General features: G+C 74.3%; 20 protein-coding genes. 16 read left to right on the forward strand and 4 right to left on the reverse strand.

Annotated features, from left to right (window positions below; genetic code table 11):
• Nucleotides 1-338 precede the first annotated feature (338 nt).
• The gene (locus ACIP4P_RS10390) at nucleotides 339-2732 is read left to right on the forward strand and encodes a PQQ-binding-like beta-propeller repeat protein (protein ID WP_400916709.1); all 2394 of its coding nucleotides are present in this window, start codon (nucleotides 339-341) and stop codon (nucleotides 2730-2732) included.
• A 34-nt stretch (nucleotides 2733-2766) separates the two neighbouring features.
• On the opposite strand, the gene galE is transcribed toward ACIP4P_RS10390, so the two are convergent.
• Complete coding sequence (galE, locus tag ACIP4P_RS10395; protein ID WP_350511415.1) at nucleotides 2767-3753, reverse strand: UDP-glucose 4-epimerase GalE; 987 nt, start codon at nucleotides 3751-3753, stop codon at nucleotides 2767-2769.
• A 173-nt stretch (nucleotides 3754-3926) separates the two neighbouring features.
• On the opposite strand from galE, the gene ACIP4P_RS10400 reads away from it, so the two are divergent.
• Nucleotides 3927-5057 carry a S1C family serine protease gene (locus ACIP4P_RS10400; protein ID WP_400917141.1) on the forward strand — a complete coding sequence of 377 codons (1131 nt, stop codon included), beginning with the start codon at nucleotides 3927-3929 and terminating at the stop codon, nucleotides 5055-5057.
• Nucleotides 5058-5245: 188 nt separating this feature from the next.
• On the opposite strand, the gene ACIP4P_RS10405 is transcribed toward ACIP4P_RS10400, so the two are convergent.
• Nucleotides 5246-6469: a sensor histidine kinase gene (locus ACIP4P_RS10405; protein ID WP_400916712.1), complete on the reverse strand. Its 1224-nt coding sequence runs from the start codon at nucleotides 6467-6469 to the stop codon at nucleotides 5246-5248.
• A gap of 296 nt (nucleotides 6470-6765) precedes the next feature.
• Here ACIP4P_RS10405 and ACIP4P_RS10410 point away from each other — a divergent pair, with 296 nt between their 5' ends.
• From ACIP4P_RS10410 to htpX, 11 genes are all read left to right on the forward strand, one after another.
• Complete coding sequence (locus ACIP4P_RS10410) at nucleotides 6766-7182, forward strand: NADH-quinone oxidoreductase subunit A (RefSeq protein ID WP_350511414.1); 417 nt, start codon at nucleotides 6766-6768, stop codon at nucleotides 7180-7182.
• On the forward strand, nucleotides 7173-7808 hold the full coding sequence (locus tag ACIP4P_RS10415; protein WP_350511413.1) for an NADH-quinone oxidoreductase subunit B family protein: 636 nt from the start codon (nucleotides 7173-7175) through the stop codon (nucleotides 7806-7808). The genes ACIP4P_RS10410 and ACIP4P_RS10415 overlap by 10 nt, the downstream gene beginning before the upstream one ends.
• Entirely contained in the window at nucleotides 7805-8884 is a 1080-nt protein-coding gene (locus ACIP4P_RS10420; RefSeq protein ID WP_400916717.1) for an NADH-quinone oxidoreductase subunit C, read from the forward strand. The genes ACIP4P_RS10415 and ACIP4P_RS10420 overlap by 4 nt, the downstream gene beginning before the upstream one ends.
• On the forward strand, nucleotides 8881-9840 hold the full coding sequence (gene nuoH / locus ACIP4P_RS10425) for an NADH-quinone oxidoreductase subunit NuoH (RefSeq protein WP_400916720.1): 960 nt from the start codon (nucleotides 8881-8883) through the stop codon (nucleotides 9838-9840). Before ACIP4P_RS10420 ends, nuoH begins: the two co-directional genes overlap by 4 nt.
• The gene (locus tag ACIP4P_RS10430) at nucleotides 9837-10394 is read left to right on the forward strand and encodes a NuoI/complex I 23 kDa subunit family protein (RefSeq protein WP_400916723.1); all 558 of its coding nucleotides are present in this window, start codon (nucleotides 9837-9839) and stop codon (nucleotides 10392-10394) included. Before nuoH ends, ACIP4P_RS10430 begins: the two co-directional genes overlap by 4 nt.
• A complete protein-coding gene (locus tag ACIP4P_RS10435; RefSeq protein ID WP_400916726.1) occupies nucleotides 10391-11095 on the forward strand; it encodes an NADH-quinone oxidoreductase subunit J in 705 nt (234 codons plus the stop codon). The genes ACIP4P_RS10430 and ACIP4P_RS10435 overlap by 4 nt, the downstream gene beginning before the upstream one ends.
• On the forward strand, nucleotides 11095-11472 hold the full coding sequence (gene nuoK / locus ACIP4P_RS10440) for an NADH-quinone oxidoreductase subunit NuoK (protein WP_350511409.1): 378 nt from the start codon (nucleotides 11095-11097) through the stop codon (nucleotides 11470-11472). Before ACIP4P_RS10435 ends, nuoK begins: the two co-directional genes overlap by 1 nt.
• Complete coding sequence (locus ACIP4P_RS10445) at nucleotides 11469-13535, forward strand: NADH-quinone oxidoreductase subunit L (protein ID WP_400916729.1); 2067 nt, start codon at nucleotides 11469-11471, stop codon at nucleotides 13533-13535. Before nuoK ends, ACIP4P_RS10445 begins: the two co-directional genes overlap by 4 nt.
• 56 nt (nucleotides 13536-13591) lie before the next feature.
• Nucleotides 13592-15148 carry a NuoM family protein gene (locus ACIP4P_RS10450; RefSeq protein WP_400916732.1) on the forward strand — a complete coding sequence of 519 codons (1557 nt, stop codon included), beginning with the start codon at nucleotides 13592-13594 and terminating at the stop codon, nucleotides 15146-15148.
• Between the two features lie 56 nt (nucleotides 15149-15204).
• Complete coding sequence (locus ACIP4P_RS10455; RefSeq protein ID WP_400916734.1) at nucleotides 15205-16761, forward strand: NADH-quinone oxidoreductase subunit N; 1557 nt, start codon at nucleotides 15205-15207, stop codon at nucleotides 16759-16761.
• 141 nt (nucleotides 16762-16902) lie between these two features.
• Nucleotides 16903-17766, forward strand: a complete 864-nt coding sequence (htpX, locus tag ACIP4P_RS10460; protein WP_350511405.1) for a zinc metalloprotease HtpX — start codon at nucleotides 16903-16905, stop codon at nucleotides 17764-17766.
• A 58-nt stretch (nucleotides 17767-17824) separates the two neighbouring features.
• Here the strand turns inward: htpX and ACIP4P_RS10465 are convergent, their stop codons facing one another.
• A complete protein-coding gene (locus tag ACIP4P_RS10465; protein ID WP_400916737.1) occupies nucleotides 17825-19279 on the reverse strand; it encodes a PLP-dependent aminotransferase family protein in 1455 nt (484 codons plus the stop codon).
• Here ACIP4P_RS10465 and ACIP4P_RS10470 point away from each other — a divergent pair.
• The 3 genes from ACIP4P_RS10470 (at nucleotide 19278) to ACIP4P_RS10480 (ending at nucleotide 21741) form a co-directional block, all read left to right on the forward strand.
• Entirely contained in the window at nucleotides 19278-20189 is a 912-nt protein-coding gene (locus ACIP4P_RS10470; protein WP_400916739.1) for a DMT family transporter, read from the forward strand. The genes ACIP4P_RS10465 and ACIP4P_RS10470 overlap by 2 nt on opposite strands.
• Nucleotides 20190-20352: 163 nt before the next feature.
• Nucleotides 20353-20778 (forward strand): BlaI/MecI/CopY family transcriptional regulator, encoded by a 426-nt coding sequence (locus ACIP4P_RS10475; RefSeq protein ID WP_350511402.1) that lies wholly within the window; start codon nucleotides 20353-20355, stop codon nucleotides 20776-20778.
• 3 nt (nucleotides 20779-20781) lie between these two features.
• On the forward strand, nucleotides 20782-21741 hold the full coding sequence (locus ACIP4P_RS10480; RefSeq protein WP_350511401.1) for a M56 family metallopeptidase: 960 nt from the start codon (nucleotides 20782-20784) through the stop codon (nucleotides 21739-21741).
• 5 nt (nucleotides 21742-21746) lie between these two features.
• Here the strand turns inward: ACIP4P_RS10480 and ACIP4P_RS10485 are convergent, their stop codons facing one another.
• Nucleotides 21747-22745, reverse strand: coding sequence for an NADP-dependent oxidoreductase (locus ACIP4P_RS10485; protein WP_400916743.1), 999 nt, complete (start codon nucleotides 22743-22745; stop codon nucleotides 21747-21749).
• Between the last annotated feature and the right edge of the window lie 103 nt (nucleotides 22746-22848).

A 22848-nucleotide genomic window follows, 5' to 3' on the forward strand; every position in this document is an offset into this window, starting at 1 on the left:
AGTTCGGACGGATATTCACCGGGCTCCGAAGGCGCTCTTGAAGCCCCCCCGTGTGCTTTTGACCCCATAGCGTGACGGCGAGTCCGCTGAGGGGTGGTCGAGTGACGGAGAGTGATCGACTGTGCGGGGTGACACCCCGACGGTCCGGGCACCGGGGCGCAAGCCGCGGCCGGAGCGGTCGTCAGAATCCGGCCGTTGTGTCATCGCTGACCAGCGGACTGTCGGCCCGGGGCGGCGGCCGTCTCCCGGTGGGGGAGGTTGGAGTTGCGCCGGGCGGCATTGGAGAATCGGGTCCGACACCACGCGGCGGGTGCGGACAACGGGGAGGTGGCTGCGGAGTGGACCAGCTGACGGCGCACGATCCGAGGCGGATCGGGCCCTTCGAGGTGCTGGGGCGGCTCGGCGCGGGCGGGATGGGGCTGGTCTACCTGGCGCGCTCCTCCTCCGGGCGCAGGGTGGCCATCAAGACCGTCCGGGGGGAGCTGGCCGAGGACGAGCTGTTCCGGGTCCGCTTCGCCCGTGAGATCGCGGCGGCCAAGACCGTCGGCGGCTTCTACACCGCGGCCGTGGTGGACGCCGACGCGGACGCCCGGGTGCCCTGGCTGGCCACCGCGTACATCCCGGCGCCCTCGCTGGAGGACCTGGTCGAGGAGTGCGGCCCGCTGCCGGTGGACGCCACCCGCTGGCTGGTCGCCGGCATCGCCGAGGCGCTGCAGTCCATCCACGCGGCCGGGCTGGTCCACCGCGACCTCAAGCCCTCCAACGTCCTGGTGGTCGAGGACGGCCCCAAGGTGATCGACTTCGGCATCGCGGCCGGTGTCTCCAACACCCGGCTGACCATGACCAACGTCGCGGTCGGCACCCCCGCCTACATGTCCCCGGAGCAGGCCCGGGACAGCCGTACCGTCCGCGGCGCCAGCGATGTCTTCTCGCTCGGCTCGCTGATGGTCTTCTGCGCCACCGGGCACCCGCCGTTCCGGGGCACCAACCCGGTCGAGACGGTGTTCCAGCTGCTGCGCGAGGAGCCGGACCTGACCGGCATGGCGCCCGAGCTGATGGACCTGGTCCGGGCCTGCATGCAGCAGGCGCCTGAGCGCCGGCCCACCCCGGCCCAGATCCAGGCCGAACTGGCCCCGCACCTGTTCTCCCGGGACGACGCCTCCGGCGAGGCCGGGGACTGGCTGCCCGCCCACGCGCTGGCGCTGATCGAGAGCAAGCGCGGCCGCCGTCCCGTCGTGCCGCCCCGCCCGCCGCACTCCGGGCCGGTCGAGCCGCACCGGCCGCCGCACCCCCAGGGCCCGCCGCCGGTGCCGCCGCAGCACCCGGGCCCGGACGACCCGCGCACCTACCCGGGCGCCGGGCACGCGCCGCCCACCGGCCCGGTGCACGCCGGGTCGCGTCCCGGTGCCACGGACGGGGAGATCCCGACCGCGAAGATCCCGTCCAAGAACAAGCACCGCGCGCCCACCGGCGGGATGGCCGTCGAGGTACAGCTGTCCGGCGCCTCGGTGCGGATAGGCCCGGGGCCGCGGGCCGAGCACGAGCAGCCCGGTCCGAGCACCGCCCCGGCCACGACCGACTGGGTCCGCCGGGTGCAGCCGACCCCGCCGCCGATCCCGACCCCGCCGCCCTCCCCGGCGGCGCGCTGGCGCCCCTGGCGGTTCCGGATGTCCAACGACGTCTGGGGCACCCCGGTGGTCGCCGACGGGACGCTCTTCGTCTCCAGCTTCGAGGTGCACGCGCTGGACATCGCCTCCGGCGAGCGCCGCTACAAGACCCGCGACGTCGCCTGGGCGCTCGCGGTGGACGCCGGCCGGGTGCACGCCGCGGACGGCCCGCACCTGTACACCGTGGACGTCGCGGACGGCACCGAGCGCTGGCGCACCTCTCTGGACGGCTGGGTCTACTCGCTGTCCGCCGCCGACGGCGTGCTCTGCTGCGGCGTGCGGGGCGGCGGCGTCCAGCTCCGCGCGGCCGCCACCGGCGCCGAGCTGTGGCGGGCCGACGACGCCCAGCAGGACTACGAGAACCCGCAGTCCGGCCCGGTGCTGCTGGCCGGCGCGCTCTACTACTACGGCGCCGGCCGGCTGCGCTGCGTGGACGGGCGCGGGGCCGGCCTGCGCTGGTCCGTCCCGGTCGGCGACGACGTCCCCTCGCACCCGGTGGAGCGCGGCGGCGTGCTGTACGTGACGGCCGGTACCCGGGTGTACGCGCTGGACGCGGCCAGCGGGGCCGAGCGCTGGCGCTTCGAGGCCCCGGTGGTGCTGTTCACCCCGCCGGCGCTGGACGGCGACGCCGTCTACGTGGCGGACTACCTGGGCACCGTCTACGCGCTGGACGCGGCCACCGGCCTGGACCGCTGGCGCGGGGTCACCGGCAGCCGTCAGGGCGCCGAGCCGGTGGTGGTCGGCGAGGGCATGGTGCTGGTCGGCAGCGGCGAGGTGCTGTACGCCTTCGAGGCGGCGACCGGCCGGGAGCGCTGGCGCTACACCGCGCGCGGCGAGATCGTCGGCTCCCCGGCGCTGGCCGACGGCCTGGTGCACCTGGGCAGCCGGGACCACTCGCTGCACACCCTGGACCTGGCGACCGGTCAGCTGCGCTGGGAGCTCGGCACCAAGGGCGAGCTCACCGGCTCCCCGGTGGCGGTCGGCGGGCGGGTCTTCGTCGGTTCCAAGGACCGCTGCGTCTACGCGCTGGACGCCTACTACGGCACGGCGGTGCCCGCCCGCTGAGTGCGGGCGGACACCGCCGTCGGGCCGTGCCGGGTCAGGCCTTGCGGGCCTCGGGGTGGCGGCTGCACCAGCCCTCCCACGCGGAGGAGACCATGTCGGTCACGTCGTGGCGCGCGGTCCAGCCCAGCTCGCGGTGGATCAGGTCGGCGGCGGCCACCACCCGGGCCGGGTCGCCCGGGCGGCGCGGGGTCACGTCGGCGGTGGTGTCGTAGCCGGTGACCTTGCCGATGACCTCGATCATCTCCTTGACGCTGACGCCCTCGCCGCGGCCGATGTTGAGCACCAGCGCGGTCTCGCCGGCCGGGTCGGCGGCCAGCCGCTTGGCGGCCGCCACGTGGGCCGAGGCGATGTCGGAGACGTGGATGAAGTCGCGGACGCAGCTGCCGTCCGGGGTCGCGTAGTCGTCGCCGAAGACCCGCGGGGCGTCGCCGGCGGTCAGCCGCTCGAAGACCATCGGGATCAGGTTGAAGACCCCGGCGTCGGAGAGCTCGGGGGAGGCGGCGCCGGCCACGTTGAAGTAGCGCAGGGCGACGGTGGAGATCCCGTGGGCCTGGCCGGCCGCGGCGACCAGCCACTCGCCGGCCAGCTTGGTCTCGCCGTACGGGCTCATCGGGGCGCACGGGGTGGACTCGGTGACCAGGTCGACGTCCGGCATGCCGTAGACGGCGGCGGAGGAGGAGAACAGGAAGCGCTTGACGCCGCCCTCGGCCGCGGCCTCCAGCACCGTCTGCAGGCCGATCATGTTCTCGCGGTAGTACAGGAACGGCTGCTCGACCGACTCGCCGACCTGCTTCTTGGCGGCGAAGTGCAGGATGCCCTCGATCCCGTGCTCGCGGATCGCGGCGTCCAGGACGGCCCGGTCCAGGGTGGAGCCCTCGATCAGCGGCACACCGGCCGGAACCCGGGAGGCGTCGCCGGTGCTCAGGTCGTCCAGGACGGCGACGCGCTCGCCGGCGTCGAGCAGCTGGCGGACGACGTGCCCACCGATGTATCCGGCACCGCCGGTGATCAACCAAGTCATGCGGCAATCCTAGGCGTTCGGTTTCGGCCGACGGCCCCGGGCGAGTCGAGTCGGCAAAACGGACAAATCGGTGAAATGCTGACAAAGATTTCCGTGCTCTCATGCCCGCGCCCCCGGCGTGGTGACGAATCGGAGGCAGCCAGGTGAGCCGAACGAAGGAACACAACCGCCCGCTGCCGGCCGGCCCCCGGCCGACCGGCCCCAAGGCGCACGGACGGCTGCTCGCCCCGGTCGCGGTCGCGGTCGTGACCGCGCTGGCGCTGGCCGGCTGCAGCAGCTCGTCCTCCTCCTCTTCCTCCGCGGCCTCCTCGCCCTCGGCCTCCGGCGCCAAGCAGGCCTCCTCCGCCCCCACCGGCCAGCCGGGCGGCGCCAACCAGCTGCAGGACGCCTACCAGAAGGTGATCGCCGACGTGCTGCCCTCGGTGGTCCAGATCACCACCGGCGACAGCCTCGGCTCCGGGATCGTCTACGACGACAAGGGCGACATCGTCACCAACGCCCACGTGGTCGGCACCGCGAGCACCTTCACCGTCACGCTGGCCAACTCCAGCAAGTCGCTGGACGCCACGCTGGTCGCCAGCTACCCCGACTCCGACCTGGCGGTGATCAAGCTCAGCAGCCCGCCCGGCGGCCTCAAGCCGGCCGTCTTCGGCGACTCCGGCAAGGTCCAGCTCGGCCAGATCACCCTCGCCATGGGCAGCCCGCTCGGCCTCTCCAGCAGCGTCACCCAGGGCATCGTCTCGGCCACCGGGCGGACCGTCTCGGAGCCCCGCGGCGGCGGCTCGCCGGGCGCCACCATCGGCAACATGGTGCAGACCTCGGCGGCGATCAACCCGGGCAACAGCGGCGGCGCGCTGGTCAACCTGGACAGCCAGGTGATCGGCATCAACACCCTGGCCGCCACCGAGCCGCAGACCAACGGCGCGGCCGCCCCCGGCATCGGCTTCGCCATCCCGGCGGCGACCATCACCAACATCACCGACCAGCTGATCAAGCAGGGCAAGGTCACCAACTCCGGTCGGGCCGCGCTCGGCATCACCGCCCGGACCAGCTTCAACCAGCAGTTCCAGCCGGCCGGCGCGGTCATCGTGGCGGTCAGCCAGGGCGGTGCGGCCGCCGCGGCGGGGCTCCAGCCCGGCGACGTGATCACCAAGATCGGTGACACCCAGGTCGACTCGCTGAACGCGCTCACCACCGCGCTCGCCTCGCTCACCCCGGGCAGCAAGGTGACCGTCACCTACACCAGGGACGGCAACAGCAGGACGGCGGACGTCACCCTCGGCACCCTGGAGAGCAGCTCCTAGGGCGTGCCCCGACGTCGCGCGCCCGGCGGGAATTGTCAGACACGCCCTAGATCCGCTCAGCCCCGGTGCGCCGGCCGGCCCGCCCACCGTGCAAGGGTTCCGCGGGCCGGCCGACGCACCGGACCGGCGCCGGGCCCCCGTCCACTGCCTCGACGGGAGCCCGGCGCCCTTTCACGTCCCGCGGCGGTTCAGCGCCGGGCGGTGCGGGTGCGCCAGGGCAGCTCGACGGTGACGGTGGTCGGGCCGCCCTCCGGGCTCTCCACCAGGAACACCCCGTCCACCGCCCGGATCCGCTCGGCCAGCCCCGCCAGCCCGCTGCCCGGGTAGGGCGCGGCCCCGCCCCGGCCGTCGTCCTGGACCAGCACCATCAGCTGGCTGTCCGAGCGCCAGACGTCGACCGAGGCGCTGCGGGCCCCGGCGTGCTTGGAGACGTTGGTCAGCAACTCGCTGACGGTGAAGTAGGCGATGCCCTCGACCGCCGAGTCCGGGCGCTCGGGCTCGCCGCCCGGCCCGGCCAGGTCGACGTTCACCTTCACCCCGCCCGGGACGGTGCAGCGGGCCGCGACCGCGGACAGCGCCGCGTCCAGACCGCGGTCGGTGAGCACCGCCGGGTGGATGCCGCGGGCCAGGTCGCGCAGCTCCTGGAGGGCGAGCTTCACCTCGCCGTGCGCGCTGTCGACCATCCTGGCGGCGGCCGCCATGTCCTCCTGGCTCTCCACCTCGCGCAGCCGCTCCTTGGCCATCCCGAGGTCCATCGCCAGCGCGACCAGCCGGGCCTGGGCGCCGTCGTGCAGGTCCCGCTCGATCCGGCGCAGGTCGGCGGCGGCGGTGTCGACCACGGTGCCGCGGTCGTCCTCCAGCTCGCGCACCCGTTCGGCCAGGGCGCCGGGGAAGAGCAGCGACTCGATCAGGATCCGGTCGACCGCGGCCATCCCGCGCACCATGAAGGGCAGCACCGGCCACAGCGTGACCACCGAGACCAGGGCCAGGGTGAAGCTCAGGATGCCCCAGGGCAGCAACAGCACGTTGTAGAGCGCCGAGCGCCAGTTCAGCAGGTCGGTGAGGTGGGCGATGGTGTAGCCGACCAGGCCGGGACGGCGCGGGCGCACCGGCTCCGGCTCGTCGATCGCGGAGCCGTACGCCGAGCGGGCCCGGCTGCGGCCCAGGGCGCCCAGGGCGCGGCAGCCGGCCAGCCCGAGGGCCAGCACCGGCAGACCGATCACCGTGACCGCCAGGCCCAGGCCGGCCGAGAGCGCGGCGATCGACAGCACGAAGCCGGCGACGCCCAGCGGGAAGTTGAGCATCAGCTGCCCGACCTGGCGCCACATCCGCGCGCCGTACAGCGGCGGACGCTCCATCCGGGCGTCCTGCTCCTTGATGGCGTCCACGGCGCGGCGGTGCGCTCGCTTCATCGGATCATCGTCCCCTCGTTCGAGCCAGCGGGTCCCAGCTTCCCGAACCGGGCCGGGGATGTGCCATGGGGGTGATACATCTTCCCGTACGGGGGTTATCCCCACCCCCGGACGTTCATCCAGGTGTCCACCGGACGTCTTGCTGAGCGGGCAGGTTTCGGGAGGAGCCGAGGCCTCCCCTTAGACTCACGCATTGGCCACGGTTGGGACCGTGGTGCCGATGGTGCAGATGGTGCGGAGAAAAGTCGTAGAACTGTCTTGAGGGCGGGTTCGCGGCCGAGGTGGAGGCGAAGGGCATGGAGGGGCAGCAGGCGGCTGCCGTCGCGGCCGACCCCGCGGTCGGCAGCGGCTACTTCGACGCGTACGCCGCGATGGGCCTGCTGGCCGTCGTCGGGGTGCTCTTCGTGACCGTGGCGTTCACCGCCAACCGCCTGCTGCGGCCGGTGGTGCACTCGCCCGAGAAGCTCCTCGCCTACGAGTGCGGGGTGGACCCGGTGGGCGAGGACTGGGCGCACACCCAGATCCGCTACTACGTGTACGCCTTCCTGTACGTGATCTTCGCGGTCGACGCGATCTACCTGTTCCCGTGGGCGACCGTCTTCGCGGCCGCCGGGTACGGCGCCGGAACGCTGGTGGAGATGTTCCTCTTCATCGGCTTCCTCGCGGTCGGACTGCTCTACGCCTGGAGGAAGGGCGTTCTGGAATGGACGTGACCCACACCCACCCGCACGGCGCCCAGGGCGGTCCCGTCCCGCTGGGCCTGCCCGACCCGGCCCGCCCCGGCGCGGTCGAGCGCCGGAGCATCGGCCCGCTGGCCCGGCTCGCGCCCGACCCGGTCAAGGTCGTCCTCAACTGGGGCCGGCGCTACAGCCTCTGGTGCTTCAACTTCGGCCTGGCCTGCTGCGCGATCGAGTTCATCGCCGCGTCCATGGCCAAACACGACTTCATCCGGATGGGCGTCATCCCGTTCGCGCCCGGACCCCGTCAGGCGGACCTGATGATCGTCTCCGGGACGGTCACCGACAAGATGGCGCCCGCCGTCAAGCGCCTCTACGAGCAGATGCCCGAGCCGAAGTACGTCATCTCCTTCGGCGCCTGCTCCAACTCCGGCGGCCCGTACTGGGACTCGTACTCCGTCACCAAGGGCGTGGACCAGATCATCCCGGTCGACGTCTACGTGCCCGGCTGCCCGCCCCGTCCGGAGGCGCTGCTCCAGGGCATCCTCAAGCTGCAGGAGAAGATCGCCGCCGAGTCCCTGCCCGGCCGCTACACCACACCCGCCGCGGCGCTGCGCCGCCCGCTGGTGGCGGGACCGTCCGGCGATGGAGGAGAGTCGTGATCACGGCCGAGCAGTACGCGGCGTCGGTCGGGGAGTGGGCGACCGGCGCCGAGGCGTACGGGCTGATCACCGTCGACGTGCCCGCCGAGCACTGGACCGAGGCGCTCACCGCCGCCCGGGACGTGCTGGGACTGGGCTACTTCGACTGGCTGAGCGCCGTCGACGAGCTCGCCGAGGGCTTCTCCGTGGTCGCCCACCTGGCCGCCGTCGAGGCGCCGGGCGTGCGGCACCTCGCGCTGCGCACCCGGGTGCCGCGGGAGAAGGCCGCGCTGCCCAGCGCCGTCGCGGTGTACGCCGGGGCCGCCTGGCACGAGCGCGAGACCCACGAGATGTTCGGCATCGACTTCCCCGGGCACCCGTACCTGGCCACCCTGCTGCTGCCGGACGGCTTCGAGGGGCACCCGCTGCGCAAGGAGTTCGTGCTCGCCGCGCGGGTCGCCAAGGCCTGGCCGGGCGCCAAGGAGCCGGGCGAGTCCGACCACGGCGACGGGCCGGCCCGGCGCAAGATGCAGCCGGCCGGCGTGCCGGACCCGAACGAGTGGGGGCCGCTCAAGGGCACCCTGCCGCCGGTCGCCGAGCGGCCCGCGCGCGGTGCGCGGGCGGCGGGTGCGGCGGCGCGCACGCCCCGGGCGGGCGCCGGCGCTGCTGCTGCCGCTGCTCCGGTGGAGGGTGCTCCGGCGGTGCGGGCGGACCGGCCGCGGCGGACCCGGTCGGTCTCCGACGGGTCGGCGAGCCAGGCGGCTGAGCCGGAGGCTTCCGCTGCTGCTCCCGCTGCTCCCGCTGCTCCGGTGGAGGGTGCTCCGGCGGTGCGGGCGGACCGGCCGCGGCGGACCCGGTCGGTCTCCGACGGGTCGGCCAGCCAGACGGCCGAGCCCACGGCCGAGGCCGCTGCCGAGCCGGCTGCCCAGGCTCCGGTCGAGCCCGCGGCTCCGGCCCGGCCCCGGTCCTCCGACGCGCCCTGGCACAACCCGGTGCCGGCCCACGAGGAGAAGCCCTCGGGCGGGTCGGCCGAGCCGGGCGAGAAGAAGGACGAGACGTCGGCCGGGACGGCCGACCAGGACGGAGACGGCGCGTGAACCTGCTCGACACGGTGCTCCGCTGCGTCGCCACCCTCGTCGTCTTCCTGGTCTTCCCGCTGGTCATCGGCCAGACCGAGCACAAGGTCATGGCGCACATGCAGGGCCGGCTCGGCCCGATGTACGCGGGCGGCTTCCACGGCTGGGCGCAGCTCGTCGCGGACGGTGTGAAGTTCGCGCAGAAGGAGGACATCGTCCCGGCCGGGGCGGACCGCCGGATCTTCCAGCTGGCCCCCGCCGTCTCGCTGCTGCCGTACCTGTTCGTGCTGCTGGCGATCCCGATCGGCCCGGACGGCTTCGTCGGCCAGGCGATCGACGCCGGGCTGTTCTTCGTGCTGGCCGTGATGGGCGTCGGGGTGATCGGCAAGCTGATGGCCGGTTGGGCCTCGGCGAACAAGTTCTCGCTGCTCGGCGGCCTGCGCACGGCCGCGCAGCTGATGTCGTACGAGCTGCCGATGGTGCTCGCGGCGGCCTCGGTGGCGATGGCCGCCGGCACCCTGTCGCTGCCCGGGATCCTGGACGCCTGGCAGTGGTACTGGCTGCCCTGGCAGATCATCGGCGCCTTCGTCTTCTTCACGGCCGGTCTGGCCGAGCTCCAGCGGCCGCCGTTCGACATGCCGGTCGCCGACTCGGAGATCATCTTCGGCGCGTACACCGAGTACACCGGGCTGCGCTTCGCGCTGTTCCTGCTGTCCGAGTACGTGGGCATCCTGGTGGTGTCGGCGCTGACGGCGGTGCTGTTCCTCGGCGGCTGGCACGGGCCGATGTCCGACCAGCTCGGCTGGCTCTGGATGCTCCTCAAGACCTTCGCGCTGGCCTTCGTGGTCATCTGGCTGCGGGTCACCTACCCGCGTCTGCGCGAGGACCAGCTGATGCGCTTCGCGTGGATCGTGCTGATCCCGCTCGCCCTCGTCCAGCTGGCCCTCACCGGCATCCTCAAGGTGGCGATCGCATGAGTTTTCCCGGTGTCGGCCTGGCCAAGGGGCTGGCCGTGACGCTGCGGACGATGACCAGGAAGAGCGTCACCGCGCAGTACCCCGACGTGCAGCCGGTGCTGCCGCCGCGTTCGCGCGGCGTCATCGCGCTGCTGGAGGAGAACTGCACGGTGTGCATGCTCTGCGCGCGCGAGTGCCCGGACTGGTGCATCTACATCGACTCCCACAAGGAGACGCTGCCGGCCGCCGAGCCGAACGCCCGGGCCCGCACCCGCAACGTGCTGGACCGGTTCGCCATCGACTTCTCGCTCTGCATGTACTGCGGGATCTGCATCGAGGTGTGCCCCTTCGACGCGCTGTTCTGGTCGCCGGAGTTCGAGTACGCGGAGACCGACATCCACGAGCTGACCCACGAGCGGGAGAAGCTCCGCGAGTGGATGTGGACGGTTCCGGCGCCGCCGGCCCTGGACCCGGCCGCCGAGGAGCCCAAGGAGATCGCCACCGCGCGGAAGGCGGCGGACAAGCTGGCGGCCGCCGCTGCGGCCGCCGCCGAGGAGAAGGGTGACGACGCGTGATCGGTGGCGCCGTGCTCCTCGCGGCGACCGGCTCGTTGGAGCCGGCCGCCCGTTCGTTCCTGTCCCCGACCGGCCAGGAGATCGTCTTCCTGCTGGTCGGCATCGCGGTGCTCGGCTCGGCGGTCGTCTCGGTGACCACCAAGCAGCTGGTGCACGCCGCGCTCTGGCTGGTGGTCGCGCTCGGCGGGCTGGCGGTGGAGTTCCTGCTGCTCACGGCGGAGTTCATCGCCTGGGTGCAGGTGCTGATCTACCTGGGCTCGGTGGTCGTCCTGGTGCTGTTCGGGCTGATGCTCACCAAGGCGCCGATCGGGCGTTCACCGGACGCCGACTCCAAGAACCGCTGGGTCGCCCTGGTGGTGGCGCTGGCCTCGGCCGGGACGCTGGTGACCCTGGTGGTCGACGCCTTCCGGACCTCCTGGATCGACCTCGGGGCGGGCGGCGGCTCGGCCTCCGTCACCGGGGCCAGCCTGTTCCGGCACTGGGTGCTGCCCTTCGAGGCGCTGTCCGTGCTGCTGCTGGCGGCGCTGGTCGGCGCGATCGTGCTGTCGCGCGGCTCCGGGCGCCGGGTACCGGCGCCGCGGGCGGGCCGGCTGCGGGCCGGTCGGCCGGTCGGGTCGAACGGGACCGTGGCCGCGACGGCGCCCAAGCCCTCCGTGACCGCGCCGGAGGCCGCCGCCCCGCCCGTGACGGAGGAGAGCTGATGCACCTCGCCTACCCCGTCGTGCTCTCCGCGCTGCTGTTCAGCGTCGGCGTGTACGGCGTGCTCGCCCGGCGAAACGCCGTCCTGGTGCTGATGTCCGTCGAGCTGATGCTCAACGCCGTCAACCTCAACCTGGTCGCCTTCGACGCCTGGCTGCGCGACGCGCTGCACGCCGGGCAGGCGCTCACCCTGTTCACCATCACCGTCGCCGCCGCCGAGGTCGGGCTGGGGCTCGCCATCGTCCTGCTGCTGTTCCGGGCCCGGGGCACCGCGGACATCGACCGGGCCACCGCGCTCGGCGACCCGGCCGAGCCGCACACCCCCGCCGAGGAGGAGCCGGCCGCAGCCGAGGCACTGAAGGGCCGGGCCACCGCATGAACCTCGCCCTGCCCGCCCTCGTCCCCGCGCTGCCCGCGCTCGGTGCCGCCGCGACCCTGGCCACCGGCCGGAAGGCGCCCGGGCTGGCCCGTCCGCTGGCGATCGTCCCGGTCGCCGTCTCGGCCGTGCTCGCCCTGGTGGTCGCCCTCCAGCTCGGCACCGGCCAGAGCCTGGACGCGGCCACCCGACTCACCCCGACCGGTGGTCCGGACATCGCGCTGGCCGTCCACCTGGACGGCTTCAGCTCGCTGATCTCCGTGCTGGTCGGCCTGGTCGCGACCTGCGTCCAGGTCTACTCGACCGCGTACTTGAAGGAGGACCGGCGCTACCCCTCCTACGCGGCGCTGGTCTCGCTGTTCACCGCGGCGATGTTCCTGGTGGTCTACTCGGGCGACCTCGTCGTGCTGCTGGTCGGCTGGGAGGTCATGGGCGTCTGCTCGTACTTCCTGATCGGCCACCACTGGGAGACCGCCGACGCGCGTTCCGCCTCGCTCAAGGCCTTCCTGGTCACCAAGCTCGGCGACGTGCCGTTCCTGTTCGGGATCTTCCTGCTCGGCGCGGACGCCGGCAGCTTCCGGATCCCGGACGTGCTGGCCGCCGCCGGGGACGGCAGGCTCGGCCACCCCACGCTGATCGCGCTGCTGCTGCTGGCCGGTGTGGCCGGCAAGAGCGCCCAGTTCCCGCTGCACACCTGGCTCCCGGACGCGATGGCCGGTCCGACGCCGGTGTCCGCGCTGATCCACGCCGCCACCATGGTGGCGGCCGGCATCTACCTGGTGGCCCGGCTGATGCCGGTGTTCCTGCTGTCGGGCGCGGCGCTGGTCGTGCTCGCGGTGATGGCCGCCGTGACGATGATCGGCTCGGCGCTCTGCGCGCTGGCCCAGGACGACCTCAAACGGGTGCTGGCCTACTCCACCGTCGGCCAGCTCGGCTACATGGCCGGCGCGCTGGCCAGCGGCGACCGGGAGGCCTCGGTGTTCCACCTGGTCAGCCACGGCGCGTTCAAGGCGCTGCTGTTCCTGGCCGCCGGCGTGGTGATCCACGCCGCGCACACCAACTCGATCTCCGCGATGTCCCGGATCCCCGGGCTGCGCAAGCGGGTGCCGGACGCCTACTGGACGATGGGCATCGCCCTGGTCGCGCTGGCCGGGCTGCCGCCGTTCTCCGGCTTCTTCAGCAAGGAGGCGGTGCTGACCGCCGCCGAGCACGCCGCCAACGGCGACGCGCTGACCAACGGGCTCGGCCCGGCCTCGGGGGTGCCCCAGGCGGCCGGGTGGATCGTGCTGATCTCGGCCGCGCTCACCGCGCTGCTCACCGGCGCCTACGCGGCCCGGCTGTTCCTGGTCGCCTTCCACAGCCCGGCGGGGGCGGCCGCTCCGCTCGCCCCGGTGGCCGGCCCGGCCGACCACGAGGCCGACGCGCCGTACTCGCCCGAGCCGGACGAGGCCGACCCGGCCACCGCCGAGCCGCCGGCGATGCGCTGGCCGCTCTGGGTGCTGGCCGTCCCGACCATGGGCTTCGGCGTCGCCGGGCTCCGCTCGGACTGGCTGCCCGCCCTGCTGGACGGCGGCTCGCTGCGCCCCTCCGGCGTCACCGCCGTGACCGGTACCGGGCTCGCCGTGGTCGGTGTGCTCGCGGCGTACGGCGCCTGGCGCTCGGCCACCGCGCGGCTGACCACCGGCCGCCCCGCCCCGGCCGCCGCCATGGGGGTCCCCCCGGCCGACGGCTGGGGGAGGGTGCCCGAGCAGGCCGGAGCCCCGGCCGCCGAGGTGGTCGTGGCCGACCCCGGGCGCACCCTGCTCGGCCCGCTGTTCGGCCCGGCCCGGCACGGCTTCGGTGTCGACCGGCTGTACCACGCGCTGTTCGTCCGCCCGGTGGGCGCCGCGGCCCGGCTGGTCCGCTTCCTCGACCGCGAGGTCGTCGAGGGCTACGTGCAGGGCAGCGGGATCGGCGCCAACCTGTTGGGCCGGGCCGTCCGGCTCGCCCAGACCGGCAACGCGCAGACCTACCTCAGCGCGCTGCTCGCCGGGGTCGTCCTGCTGGCCGTCCTGGTGGCGGTGTAGCCGGTGCTGTCGTCCCCCATCCCCGTCCCGTCCGCCGCTGTCGCTGGGAGCCTCCGATGAACGCGGTCCTCATCGCCCTCCTGGTGCTGCCACTGCTCGGCGCCGCGCTCACCCTGGCGCCGGTGTTCGGGCCGGACCGGGCCGTCGCCGACCGGCGGGCGCTGCGGCTGAACTCCGTGGTCACCGGTGCGGTGCTGCTGCTCGCGGTCGCCCTCGCGGTCGGCTTCGACCACGACGCGCCGGCCCGGATGCAGGCCACCACCGACGTCGAGTGGATCCCGGCCCTGCACGTGCGCTTCCACCTCGGCGTGGACGGCGTCTCGCTGCCGCTGGTCGTGCTGACCGCACTGCTCACCTTCCTCTGCGCGCTGTACTCGGAGAAGCGGCTGCCGGACGGGGAGAACGCCCCCTCGGCGCAGGCCTTCGTCGGGCTGTTCCTGCTGCTCGAAGTCGGCATGCTGGCCACCTTCGCGGTGCTGGACCTGCTGCTCTTCTTCCTGGCCTTCGAGATCGTGCTGATCCCGATGTACTTCCTGATCGCCCGCTGGGGGAGCGGGGCGAAGACCCCGGCCGCCAACCGGTTCATCCTCTACACGCTGCTCGGCTCGGCCGTGATGCTGCTCGGCTTCCTGCTGATCGGCAGCAAGGCCGGCACCTTCGACATGCAGGCGCTGGCCGCCGGGCACGGCCACGGCCTGAGCCACACCACCCAGGTGACCGCCGCGCTGGCGATCATGGTCGGGCTCGCGGTCAAGGCCCCCGCCTGGCCGCTGCACAGCTGGCTCCCCGACGCCCACACCGCCGCCCCGACGGTGGGCTCGGTGCTGTTGGCCGGCGTGCTGCTGAAGATGGGCACCTACGGACTGGTCCGGGTCCTCCTCCCGATCGTGCCGGACGGCACCGCGACGCTCGCCCCCTACCTGGGCGCCTTCGCCGCCGTCGGCATCGTCTACGGCTCGCTGGCCTGTCTGGCGCTGGCCCGCCCCGGGGCCAAGGGCGACCTCAAGCGCCTGATCGCGTACTCCTCCGTCGGCCACATGGGCTTCGTGCTGCTCGGCATCGCCTCCCTCACCCCGGTGGGCGTGAACGGGGCGCTGTTCGCCAACATCGCCCACGGTCTGATCACCGGTCTGCTGTTCTTCCTGGTCGGAGCCGTCAAGGACCGCTACGGCACGGCGGACCTCGACACCCTCGCCGGAGCGACCGGCGCCGCGCTGTACGGCCGGGCACCCCGGATCGGCGCGCTGCTCGCCTTCGCCGCCGTGGCCAGCCTCGGCCTGCCCGGGCTGGCCGGCTTCTGGGGCGAGCTGCTCGCCATGTTCGGCGCCTTCGACCCGGCCGCCGGGCTCTCCCGCCCCGCCTTCGTCACCTACATGGTCCTGGCCGGCCTCGGCACCCTCCTCACCGCCGGCTACCTGCTGATCGTGGTCAAGCGCGTCTGCATGGGCGATCCCGAGCAGCCCGCACCGGTGGCCGAGGTGGCCGACCTGCGCCCGTACGAGGCCGTCAGCTGGACGCCGCTGGCGGCGCTCACGCTGCTGGCCGGGCTCTGGCCCGCCCTCCTGCTCGGGCTCTCCGACCCCGCCGTCAAGCACCTCCTCGGGGGTGGCTGACCGTGCTCGCAGCCCACACCGCCGCACTCGGACCTCACTCCACGGGGCAGCACACTGTGACCTCCCTCGCCGTAGCCAACCCGGGCAGCCTGATCCAGTCCGTGGACTGGGTGGCGATCGCGCCCCCGCTGATCGCCGCCGTGGCCGCCCTCGCCGTGCTGGTCACCGACCTGTTCCTGCCCGAGCGGCACAAGAAGTGGCTCGGCCGCCTCACCGCGGCCGGACTCGCCCTCGCCCTCATCGCGCTCCTTCCCCTCACCGGCGGCTCACCCCGAGCGACCTTCTGCCTCCGGAATGTAACAGGGGGCACCGACAATCCGGCGGCCGGCGGCTGCTCGTACGTCGCCGACCACTTCGCCCTGGTGTTCCAGCTGCTCGCGCTCGGCGGTGCGCTGATCGCGGCCCTGCTGTCGATGCACACGGTCGAGGACGAGAAGCTCCCGCGCGGCGAGTACTGGTTCCTGCTGCTCTCCAGCGCCACCGGCGCCGCCCTGCTGCCGGCCTCCCGCGACCTCGCCACCATGGTGATCGCCTTGGAGGTCGCCTCGCTGCCCGCCTTCGCCCTGGTCGCGCTGCGCCGGGACGGGCGGGGCGCGGAGGCCGCGCTCAAGTTCTTCGTCTCCTCGGTCACCGCGACCGCCGTGATGCTGCTCGGCGTCGGCTTCGTCTACGCGGCCAGCGGCAGCCTGCACCTCGGCGCCGTCGCCGAGGGCCTGGAGCACGCGCCCGGACAGCTCAAGCCGCTGGCCGAGGCGGGCGCGGTGCTGACCCTGGTCGGCTTCGCCTTCAAGGTCGCCGCCGTCCCGTTCCACTTCTGGGTGCCCGACACCTACACCGGTGCCCCGCTGCCGGTGGCCGGTTACCTCTCCGTGGTCGGCAAGGCGGCCGGCCTGTCCGGTCTCGCGCTGGCCACCACCATCGCGTTCCGCCCGTACGCCCACACCTGGGGCCTGGTGCTCGCGGTGCTGGCCGCCGTCACCATGACGGTCGGCAACGTCGGCGCGCTGCGGCAGCGCTTCGACACCCGGTACAGCGCGGTGCGGCTGCTGGCCTGGTCCTCGGTCGGCCAGGCCGGGTACCTGCTGGTGCCGCTCGCCGCGGCCGGTTACGCGCCCACCGGCGCCGACCCGCTCGGCGCGACCGCCGCCTACGCGCTGATCTACGGCGTGGTGAACCTCGGCGCCTTCGGGGTGGTCGCCGCGGTCGGGCGCCGGGCCGGGACCAGGGTGGACGACTTCCGCGGCCTGTTCGCCCGCAACCGCTGGACGGCGCTCGCGCTGGCCTTCTTCCTGCTCTGCCTGGCCGGGCTGCCGCCGGGCGTGATCGGCCTGTTCGGCAAGGTCGTGGTGTTCCGCGCGGCCGTGGACGCCGGGCTGGGGTGGCTGGCCGTGGTGATGGCCGTCAACGTGGTCGTCGCCCTGTACTACTACCTGCTGTGGACGACCCGGCTGTTCGCCCCGGCGGAGGGCGTCGCGGAGGGTGCCGTGGAGCCGGACGGGCGACGGCTGCCGCTCGGCCTGACCGCCACGCTGGGGCTCACCGCCTCGGTGGCCGTGGTGCTCTCGGTCGCCCCGCAGCTGGTCCTCCAGGTGGCCGGCGGCTCGCTGTTCTGAGCGGCGCCCGGGGCGCGGGCCGGGCCGCCGACCGGGTGTCGCGTCGGTCACAAGGGAACAAGGTCCCGGGCCCCGCCCGTTGAGCGGGCAAGAGGGACGAGGCAGAAAGGGCTTCCCCACCGCACCACTGGAGGGCCTGACGTGCACAGCCGGCACAACGGACTGAGGACCGCCGTCCTGCTCGGTGGCCTCTCGGCGCTGATCCTGGTGATCGGCAGTTTCTTCGGCCGGACCGGCTTCGTGATCGCCCTGCTGGTGGCCCTCGGGACCAACGCGTACGCCTACTGGAACAGCGACCGGATCGCGCTGCGGGCCATGCGGGCCCGGCCGGTCAGCGAGTTCGAGGCGCCCGGGCTGTACCGGATCGTGCGCGAGCTCTCCACCTCGGCCCGGCAGCCGATGCCCCGCCTCTACATCTCCCCGACCCCGGCCCCGAACGCCTTCGCCACCGGCCGCAACCCGCGCAACGCGGCGGTCTGCTGCACCGAGGGGATCCTGCAGATCCTGGACGAACGCGAGCTGCGGGGCGTGCTCGGGCACGAGCTGAGCCACGTCTACAACCGGGACATCCTGATCTCCTCGGTCGCCGGGGCGCTGGCCTCGGTGGTGATGTTCCTGGTGAACTTCGCCTGGCTGGTCCCGTTCGGCCGGGACGAGGACGACGACGGCCCCGGGCTGTTCGGGATGCTCGCCATCATGATCCTCGGGCCGATCGCGGCCGGGCTGATCCAGATGGCGGTCAGCCGTTCCCGCGAGTACCAGGCCGACGCCGACGGCGCCCGGATCACCGGCGACCCGCTCGCCCTCGCCAGCGCCCTGCGCAAGCTCGACGCCGGCACCCGCCAGCTGCCGCTCCCGCCGGAGCCCCAGCTGCAGACGGCGAGCCACATGATGATCGCCAGCCCCTTCCGCCCGGGCGAGACGGGCGCCCGGCTGTTCTCCACCCACCCGCCGATGGCGGAGCGGATCGCCCGCCTGGAGCGGATGGCCGGCCACCGGCGGTAGCGCCCGTCGGTGGTGGCGGCCACCGGCGGTGTCGTCCGCCGGCCGGGTCGGGGCGCGGTCAGGCCGTGGTCCGGTCGTGGGCCGTCCTCAGCCGGTGGATGCCCTCGACGACGGCGGCGGGGCTGTCGGCGGCGGCGTAGCTGAGCCGGAGGTGCGCGGCCGGGGGTTCGGCGGCGTGGTACGGGCGGCCGGGGGTGACCTGAACGCCGGCCCGCAGGGCGGCGGCGGCGAGGGCGGTGTCGTCGGTGCCGTCCGGGAAGCGCAGCCACAGGTGGTAGCCGCCCGGCCGGTGGGTGTCGAGCACGCCGGGCAGTTCGCGGTGCAGGGCGGCCACCGCGGCGGTGCGGCGGTCGCGCAGTTCGGCGCCGAGGGTGCGCAGGTGGCGGGCCCAGCCGGGGTCGGAGACCAGCTCCAGGGTGGCCTCCTGGAGCGGCCGGGGCACGAAGAAGCTGTCCACCACCTGGGTGGCCCGCAGCCGGGCGAGCGCCGGGCCGCGGGCGGTGAGGGCGCCGACCCGCAGGTTGGGGGAGGCGGCCTTGGTGAGCGAGCGCAGGTGCACCACCACCCCGTCCCGGTCGTCGGCGGCGAGCGGGCGCGGCAGCGCCGGGGCGTCCGCGTGGACCAGCAGCCGGGCGAAGTCGTCCTCGACCACGAAGGCGCCGGCCGCCCGGACGATCCGCAGCACCTCCTCCCGCCGGGCGGGCGAGAGCACCGCACCGGTGGGGTTCTGGAACAGCGGCTGGCAGACGAACACCCGGGCCCGGGTGGCCGCGAAGGCGTCGGCCAGCAGGTCGGTGCGGACGCCGTCGGCGTCGATCGGGACGGGCACCGGCCGCAGTCCGGCCGCCCGGACGACCGCGAGGATGCCGGAGTACGTCGGCGACTCGACCAGCACCGGTGAGCCGGGCGCGGCCAGCGAGCGCATGGCGACGGTGAGCCCGCCCTGCCCGCCGGAGGTGATCAGGACGTCCCCGGCGCTGATCGGCCCGGCGTGGCCGCCGATGTCGCGGGCGAACCAGCCGCGCAGTTCGGTGAGGCCGTCGGTGGGCGGGCGGTCCCAGGCGCCGGGGCGGCGGCCGGCCCGGGCGAGGGCGGCGGCGAGCAGCCGTTCGGGCAGCAGGGAGGCGTGCGGGTAGCCGCTGTTGAGGTCGATGACGTCCGGCGGGGGCACCCGGAGGGTGGCGAACACCGGGGCGGCCAGCAGGTCGCGCGGGCCGGAGTCGGCGCTGAGCGCGACCTCCTGCCAGGAGAGGTCGCCGGGGCGGGCGGCCGGTGCGGCGGGGCGGTCCGGGGCCGCGGCGAAGGAGGCCGCCCGGAACACCCCGGCGCCGGGCCGGGAGACCACCAGCCCCTCGGCGACCAGGACGGCGATGGCGCGGGAGACCGTCACCGGGCTGACCTGGTGGCGTTCCATCAGCGCCCGGCTGGAGGGGAGCTTCCGTCCCTCCGGGTAGCGCTCGACCTCGCGTCGCAGGCTGTCGGCGAGTTCGGCCACACTGCTACGCTCGTTCATGAAGGCACAAGATAGCGCTATCCGTCCGGTGGCGATAGCACCGCAGCACGACGGCCCCGCCACCGGTACCGCCCTCGCCGCCCTCGGGGTGGCCTCCTTCTCGCTCAGCTTCCCGGCCACCGCGTGGTCGCTGACCGGCTTCGGCCCGTGGAGCTCGGCCGGGCTGCGCGGCGTCCTGGCCGGGGTGCTGGCCGGGCTCTACCTGATGGCCTCCGCCGCCCCGCTGCCGAAGCGCCGGGACTGGCCCGGCCTGCTGGTGGTCTCGGCCGGCTGCGTGGTGGGCTTCCCGCTGCTCACCACGCTCGCCCTGCGGACCTCCTCGACCGCCCACTCGGCGGTGGTGATCGGTCTCCTGCCGCTGGCCACGGCGGTGGTCTCGGCGCTGCGCACCGGCCGTCGGCCGTCCCGGGCGTTCTGGGCGGCGGCAGTGGCCGGGGCGTCGGCGGTGCTGGTCTTCACCCTGCTGCAGAGCCACGGTCGGCCGACCCTCGCGGACCTCTTCCTCTTCGTCGGCCTGCTGGTCTGCGCGTTCGGGTACGCGGAGGGCGGGCGGTTGTCCCGGGAGATCCCGGGCGCCCGGGTGATCGCCTGGGGGGTGGTGGCCGCGCTGCCCGTGATGGCGCTGACCGCCGGGTACGGGCTGGCCGTCGAGCCGGTCCACCCCGGCCCGAAGGCGCTGGCCGGGCTGGCGTACATCGCGGTGGTCTCCCAGCTCGGCGGGTTCGTGCCCTGGTACCGGGGGATGGCGGCGATCGGCGTACCGAGGGCCAGTCAGCTGCAGCTGGCCCAGCCGCTGCTGACGCTGGTCTGGTCGGTTCTGCTGCTGGGGGAGGACCTGCCGGTGGCCGCGCCGGTGACGGCGGGGGTGGTGCTGGTCTGCATCGCCGTCACCCAGCGCAGCCGCGGCTAGGGCCCGGTGTCCGGTGGTTCCGCCGGGCTCCCGGCGGCCCCACGGGCCACGTCGTGCGTCCCCGAACCCTCGGGTTGGGCCGTCCGGGGCGGTGCCCGCTCGTTAGGATGACCCCGCGCCCCGCGTCGGTCCTGGGCGCGGCACCCGGAGGGAGTGGGCCGTCATGGCAGACGAGAGGCACGCCCCGGCGTCCGAGGACGCGCCGGCCCGACGGCGCGGTCAGGGCGAGCTGGAGGCGCAGGTGCTGGAGGTGCTCCAGCGGGCGCCCGGCCCGGCCAGTGCGGGGTGGGTCCAGGAACGCCTGGAGGGCGATCTGGCGTACACCACGGTGATGACCATCCTGTCCCGGCTGCACGCCAAGAACGCCGTCTCCCGGAGCCGCTCCGGCCGCTCGTACCTGTGGCTGGCCTCCGCCGACGCCGCCGGGCTGGCCGCGCTGCGGATGCGCCGGATGCTCGACGGCGAGGCGGACCGGGACGCCGTGCTCGCCAGCTTCGTCAGTGCGCTGCTGCCGCACGACGAGGAACTGCTGCGGGCGCTGCTGGACGCCGCGTCCGCGGATCCGGCAGCGGCCGACCGTGAGAGCTGACCCGTGGGCTTCTTCGTCTTCCTCCCGCTCATCCTGCCGCTGACCGCGGTGCCGATCGCCCGGCTGACCGAGCAGCACCTCCATCCGCGCGGCGCGGCCCGGCTGATGACCGTGATCAGCGCCGTGATGGCGGTGTGCAGCGTGCTCTGCCTCGGGCTGATCGGCGTGGTGGGCACCGCGCAGATCCCCGGCAACCCGCTGCCGGACAGCTGGTCCGACCCGGTGGTGCGGCACGCGCTGCCGTACCACGAGACGGTCGGCACGGCCGCGATGTGGCTGCTGGTGCTGGTCGGCTTCGCCTGCTGCCGGACGGTCGTGCGGCACCTGCGGATCCGCGCCCGGGCCCGGCGGGCGCTGGCCGGGCTGCCGGCGGGGCCGGCCGAGGCCGGCGACCTCGCGGTGCTGCCGGACGCCAGCCCGTACGCCTACGCGCTGCCCGGCTCGCCCGGTCGGGTGGTGGTCTCCACCGGGATGCTGGCCGGGCTGGCCGAGGACGAGCGCGAGGCGCTGCTGGCACACGAGCGGGCGCACCTGCGGTACCGGCACCACCGCTACCTGCTGACCACCCAGCTCGCCGCCTGCGTCAACCCCTTCCTGCGGCCGCTGCAGGACGCGGTGGCGTTCAGCGCGGAGCGCTGGGCGGACGAGGAGTCGGCCCAGGCGGTGGGCGACCGGCGGATCACCGCCCGGGCGGTGGCCCGGGCCGCGCTGGTCTCGCACGCCGCCCCGGCGCCCGGCTTCGCGGCCTTCGCCGCCCCGGCCGCGGCCCAGCCCGGCCCGGTGCCGCGCCGGGTGGCCGCGCTGCTCGGCCCGGTGCCGACGGCCCGCAACTGGCCGCCGGCCAAGACCCCGGCGGGTCTGGCGGCGATGGTCGCGGCGGTCGGCACGGCGGCCTCGGCGCTGTGCGCGCTGAACGCGGCGGTGGCCCTGCTGGTGGTGCTGAAGGCCGTCACGCCCTGGTAGCGGGCTCAGCACCGGACGATCATCTTGCCGGTGTTGGCGCCGCGCAGCATGCCCAGGAAGGCGTCCACCACGTGGTCGAAGCCGTCCACCACGGTCTCGTCCGGGACGAGCGCGCCGGAGCGCAGGTGCGGGACCAGGAAGTCGTAGAGCTCGGGGCGGGCGTCCAAGTGGTCGCGGACCAGGAAGCCCTCCAGCCGCAGGCTCCTGCCGACCACCTCGTAGAGGTTGCGCGGTGCGGCCGGCGGGTCCTGGGGGCGGTCGTACTGGGCGACGGCGCCGCACCAGGCGATCCGGCCGTGGTCGCGCAGCGCGCTGATCGCGCCCTCCAGGTGGTCGCCGCCGACGTTGTCGAGGTAGACGTGCAGCCCGTCCGGCGCGGCCTCGCGCAGCCGGTCGGCGATCGGGCCGTCGTGGTAGTCGAAGGCGGCGTCGAAGCCGAGCCGCCCGGTGAGGTGGGCGGCCTTGGCGGCGGAGCCGGTGCTGCCGATGATCCGTCCGGCGCCGAGCAGTCGGGCGATCCGGCCGGCCGCGGTGCCGACGCCGCCGGCCGCGGCCGAGACGAACAGGGTCTCACCGGGCTGGAGCCGGGCGATCCTGGTCAGTGCGACCCAGGCGGACAGCCCGGTGCCGCCGAGCACCGACAGGTGGGCGCTGAGCGGGACGCCGGCGAAGTCGGGCAGTGGCTGGGCGAGCTCGGCGGTGACCACCGAGTGGGTGCGCCAGGCCTGCCGGTGGAAGACCAGGGTGCCGACCGGCAGGGCGTCGGCCCGGGACTCCACCACCCGGCCCAGGGTGCGGCCCTCCAGCGGGGCGTGCAGCGCCCAGCCGCCCTCGTCCATCTCCTCGCGCATGTACGGGTCGACGGACTGGTAGAGGTTCTCGACCAGTGCCTGGCCGGCGGCGAGCACCGGGAGGGACACGTCGACGAAGGCGAAGTTCTCGGCGCTCGGTGCGCCGGTGGGGCGGGAGACCAGGTGGACGGCGCGGGCGGTGGGGCGGGACATCGGCGGTGCTCCGTACGGGCGGGTGCGGTCGGGGACGTGCCCACCGTAGGAAGCGGGGCAGCGGCCGGGCAGGGGCCGGCGGCGATGGAACGGGGGCTTCCAT

It is taken from the genome of Kitasatospora sp. NPDC089509 (assembly GCF_044749365.1).
Taxonomy (GTDB): domain Bacteria; phylum Actinomycetota; class Actinomycetes; order Streptomycetales; family Streptomycetaceae; genus Kitasatospora.

Excerpts from the sequence above, each read along its gene's own strand:
- ACIP4P_RS10475 (WP_350511402.1), top strand. The coding sequence starts at position 20,353 with ATGGCAGACGAGAGGCACGCCCCGGCGTCCGAGGACGCGCCGGCCCGA.
- ACIP4P_RS10445 (WP_400916729.1), top strand. The coding sequence starts at position 11,469 with ATGAACCTCGCCCTGCCCGCCCTCGTCCCCGCGCTGCCCGCGCTCGGT.
- ACIP4P_RS10410 (WP_350511414.1), top strand. The coding sequence starts at position 6,766 with ATGGAGGGGCAGCAGGCGGCTGCCGTCGCGGCCGACCCCGCGGTCGGC.
- ACIP4P_RS10485 (WP_400916743.1), bottom strand. The coding sequence starts at position 22,745 with ATGTCCCGCCCCACCGCCCGCGCCGTCCACCTGGTCTCCCGCCCCACC.
- ACIP4P_RS10450 (WP_400916732.1), top strand. The coding sequence starts at position 13,592 with ATGAACGCGGTCCTCATCGCCCTCCTGGTGCTGCCACTGCTCGGCGCC.
- nuoK (WP_350511409.1), top strand. The coding sequence starts at position 11,095 with ATGCACCTCGCCTACCCCGTCGTGCTCTCCGCGCTGCTGTTCAGCGTC.
- ACIP4P_RS10470 (WP_400916739.1), top strand. The coding sequence starts at position 19,278 with ATGAAGGCACAAGATAGCGCTATCCGTCCGGTGGCGATAGCACCGCAG.
- ACIP4P_RS10465 (WP_400916737.1), bottom strand. The coding sequence starts at position 19,279 with ATGAACGAGCGTAGCAGTGTGGCCGAACTCGCCGACAGCCTGCGACGC.
- ACIP4P_RS10430 (WP_400916723.1), top strand. The coding sequence starts at position 9,837 with ATGAGTTTTCCCGGTGTCGGCCTGGCCAAGGGGCTGGCCGTGACGCTG.
- ACIP4P_RS10415 (WP_350511413.1), top strand. The coding sequence starts at position 7,173 with ATGGACGTGACCCACACCCACCCGCACGGCGCCCAGGGCGGTCCCGTC.
- ACIP4P_RS10405 (WP_400916712.1), bottom strand. The coding sequence starts at position 6,469 with ATGAAGCGAGCGCACCGCCGCGCCGTGGACGCCATCAAGGAGCAGGAC.
- galE (WP_350511415.1), bottom strand. The coding sequence starts at position 3,753 with ATGACTTGGTTGATCACCGGCGGTGCCGGATACATCGGTGGGCACGTC.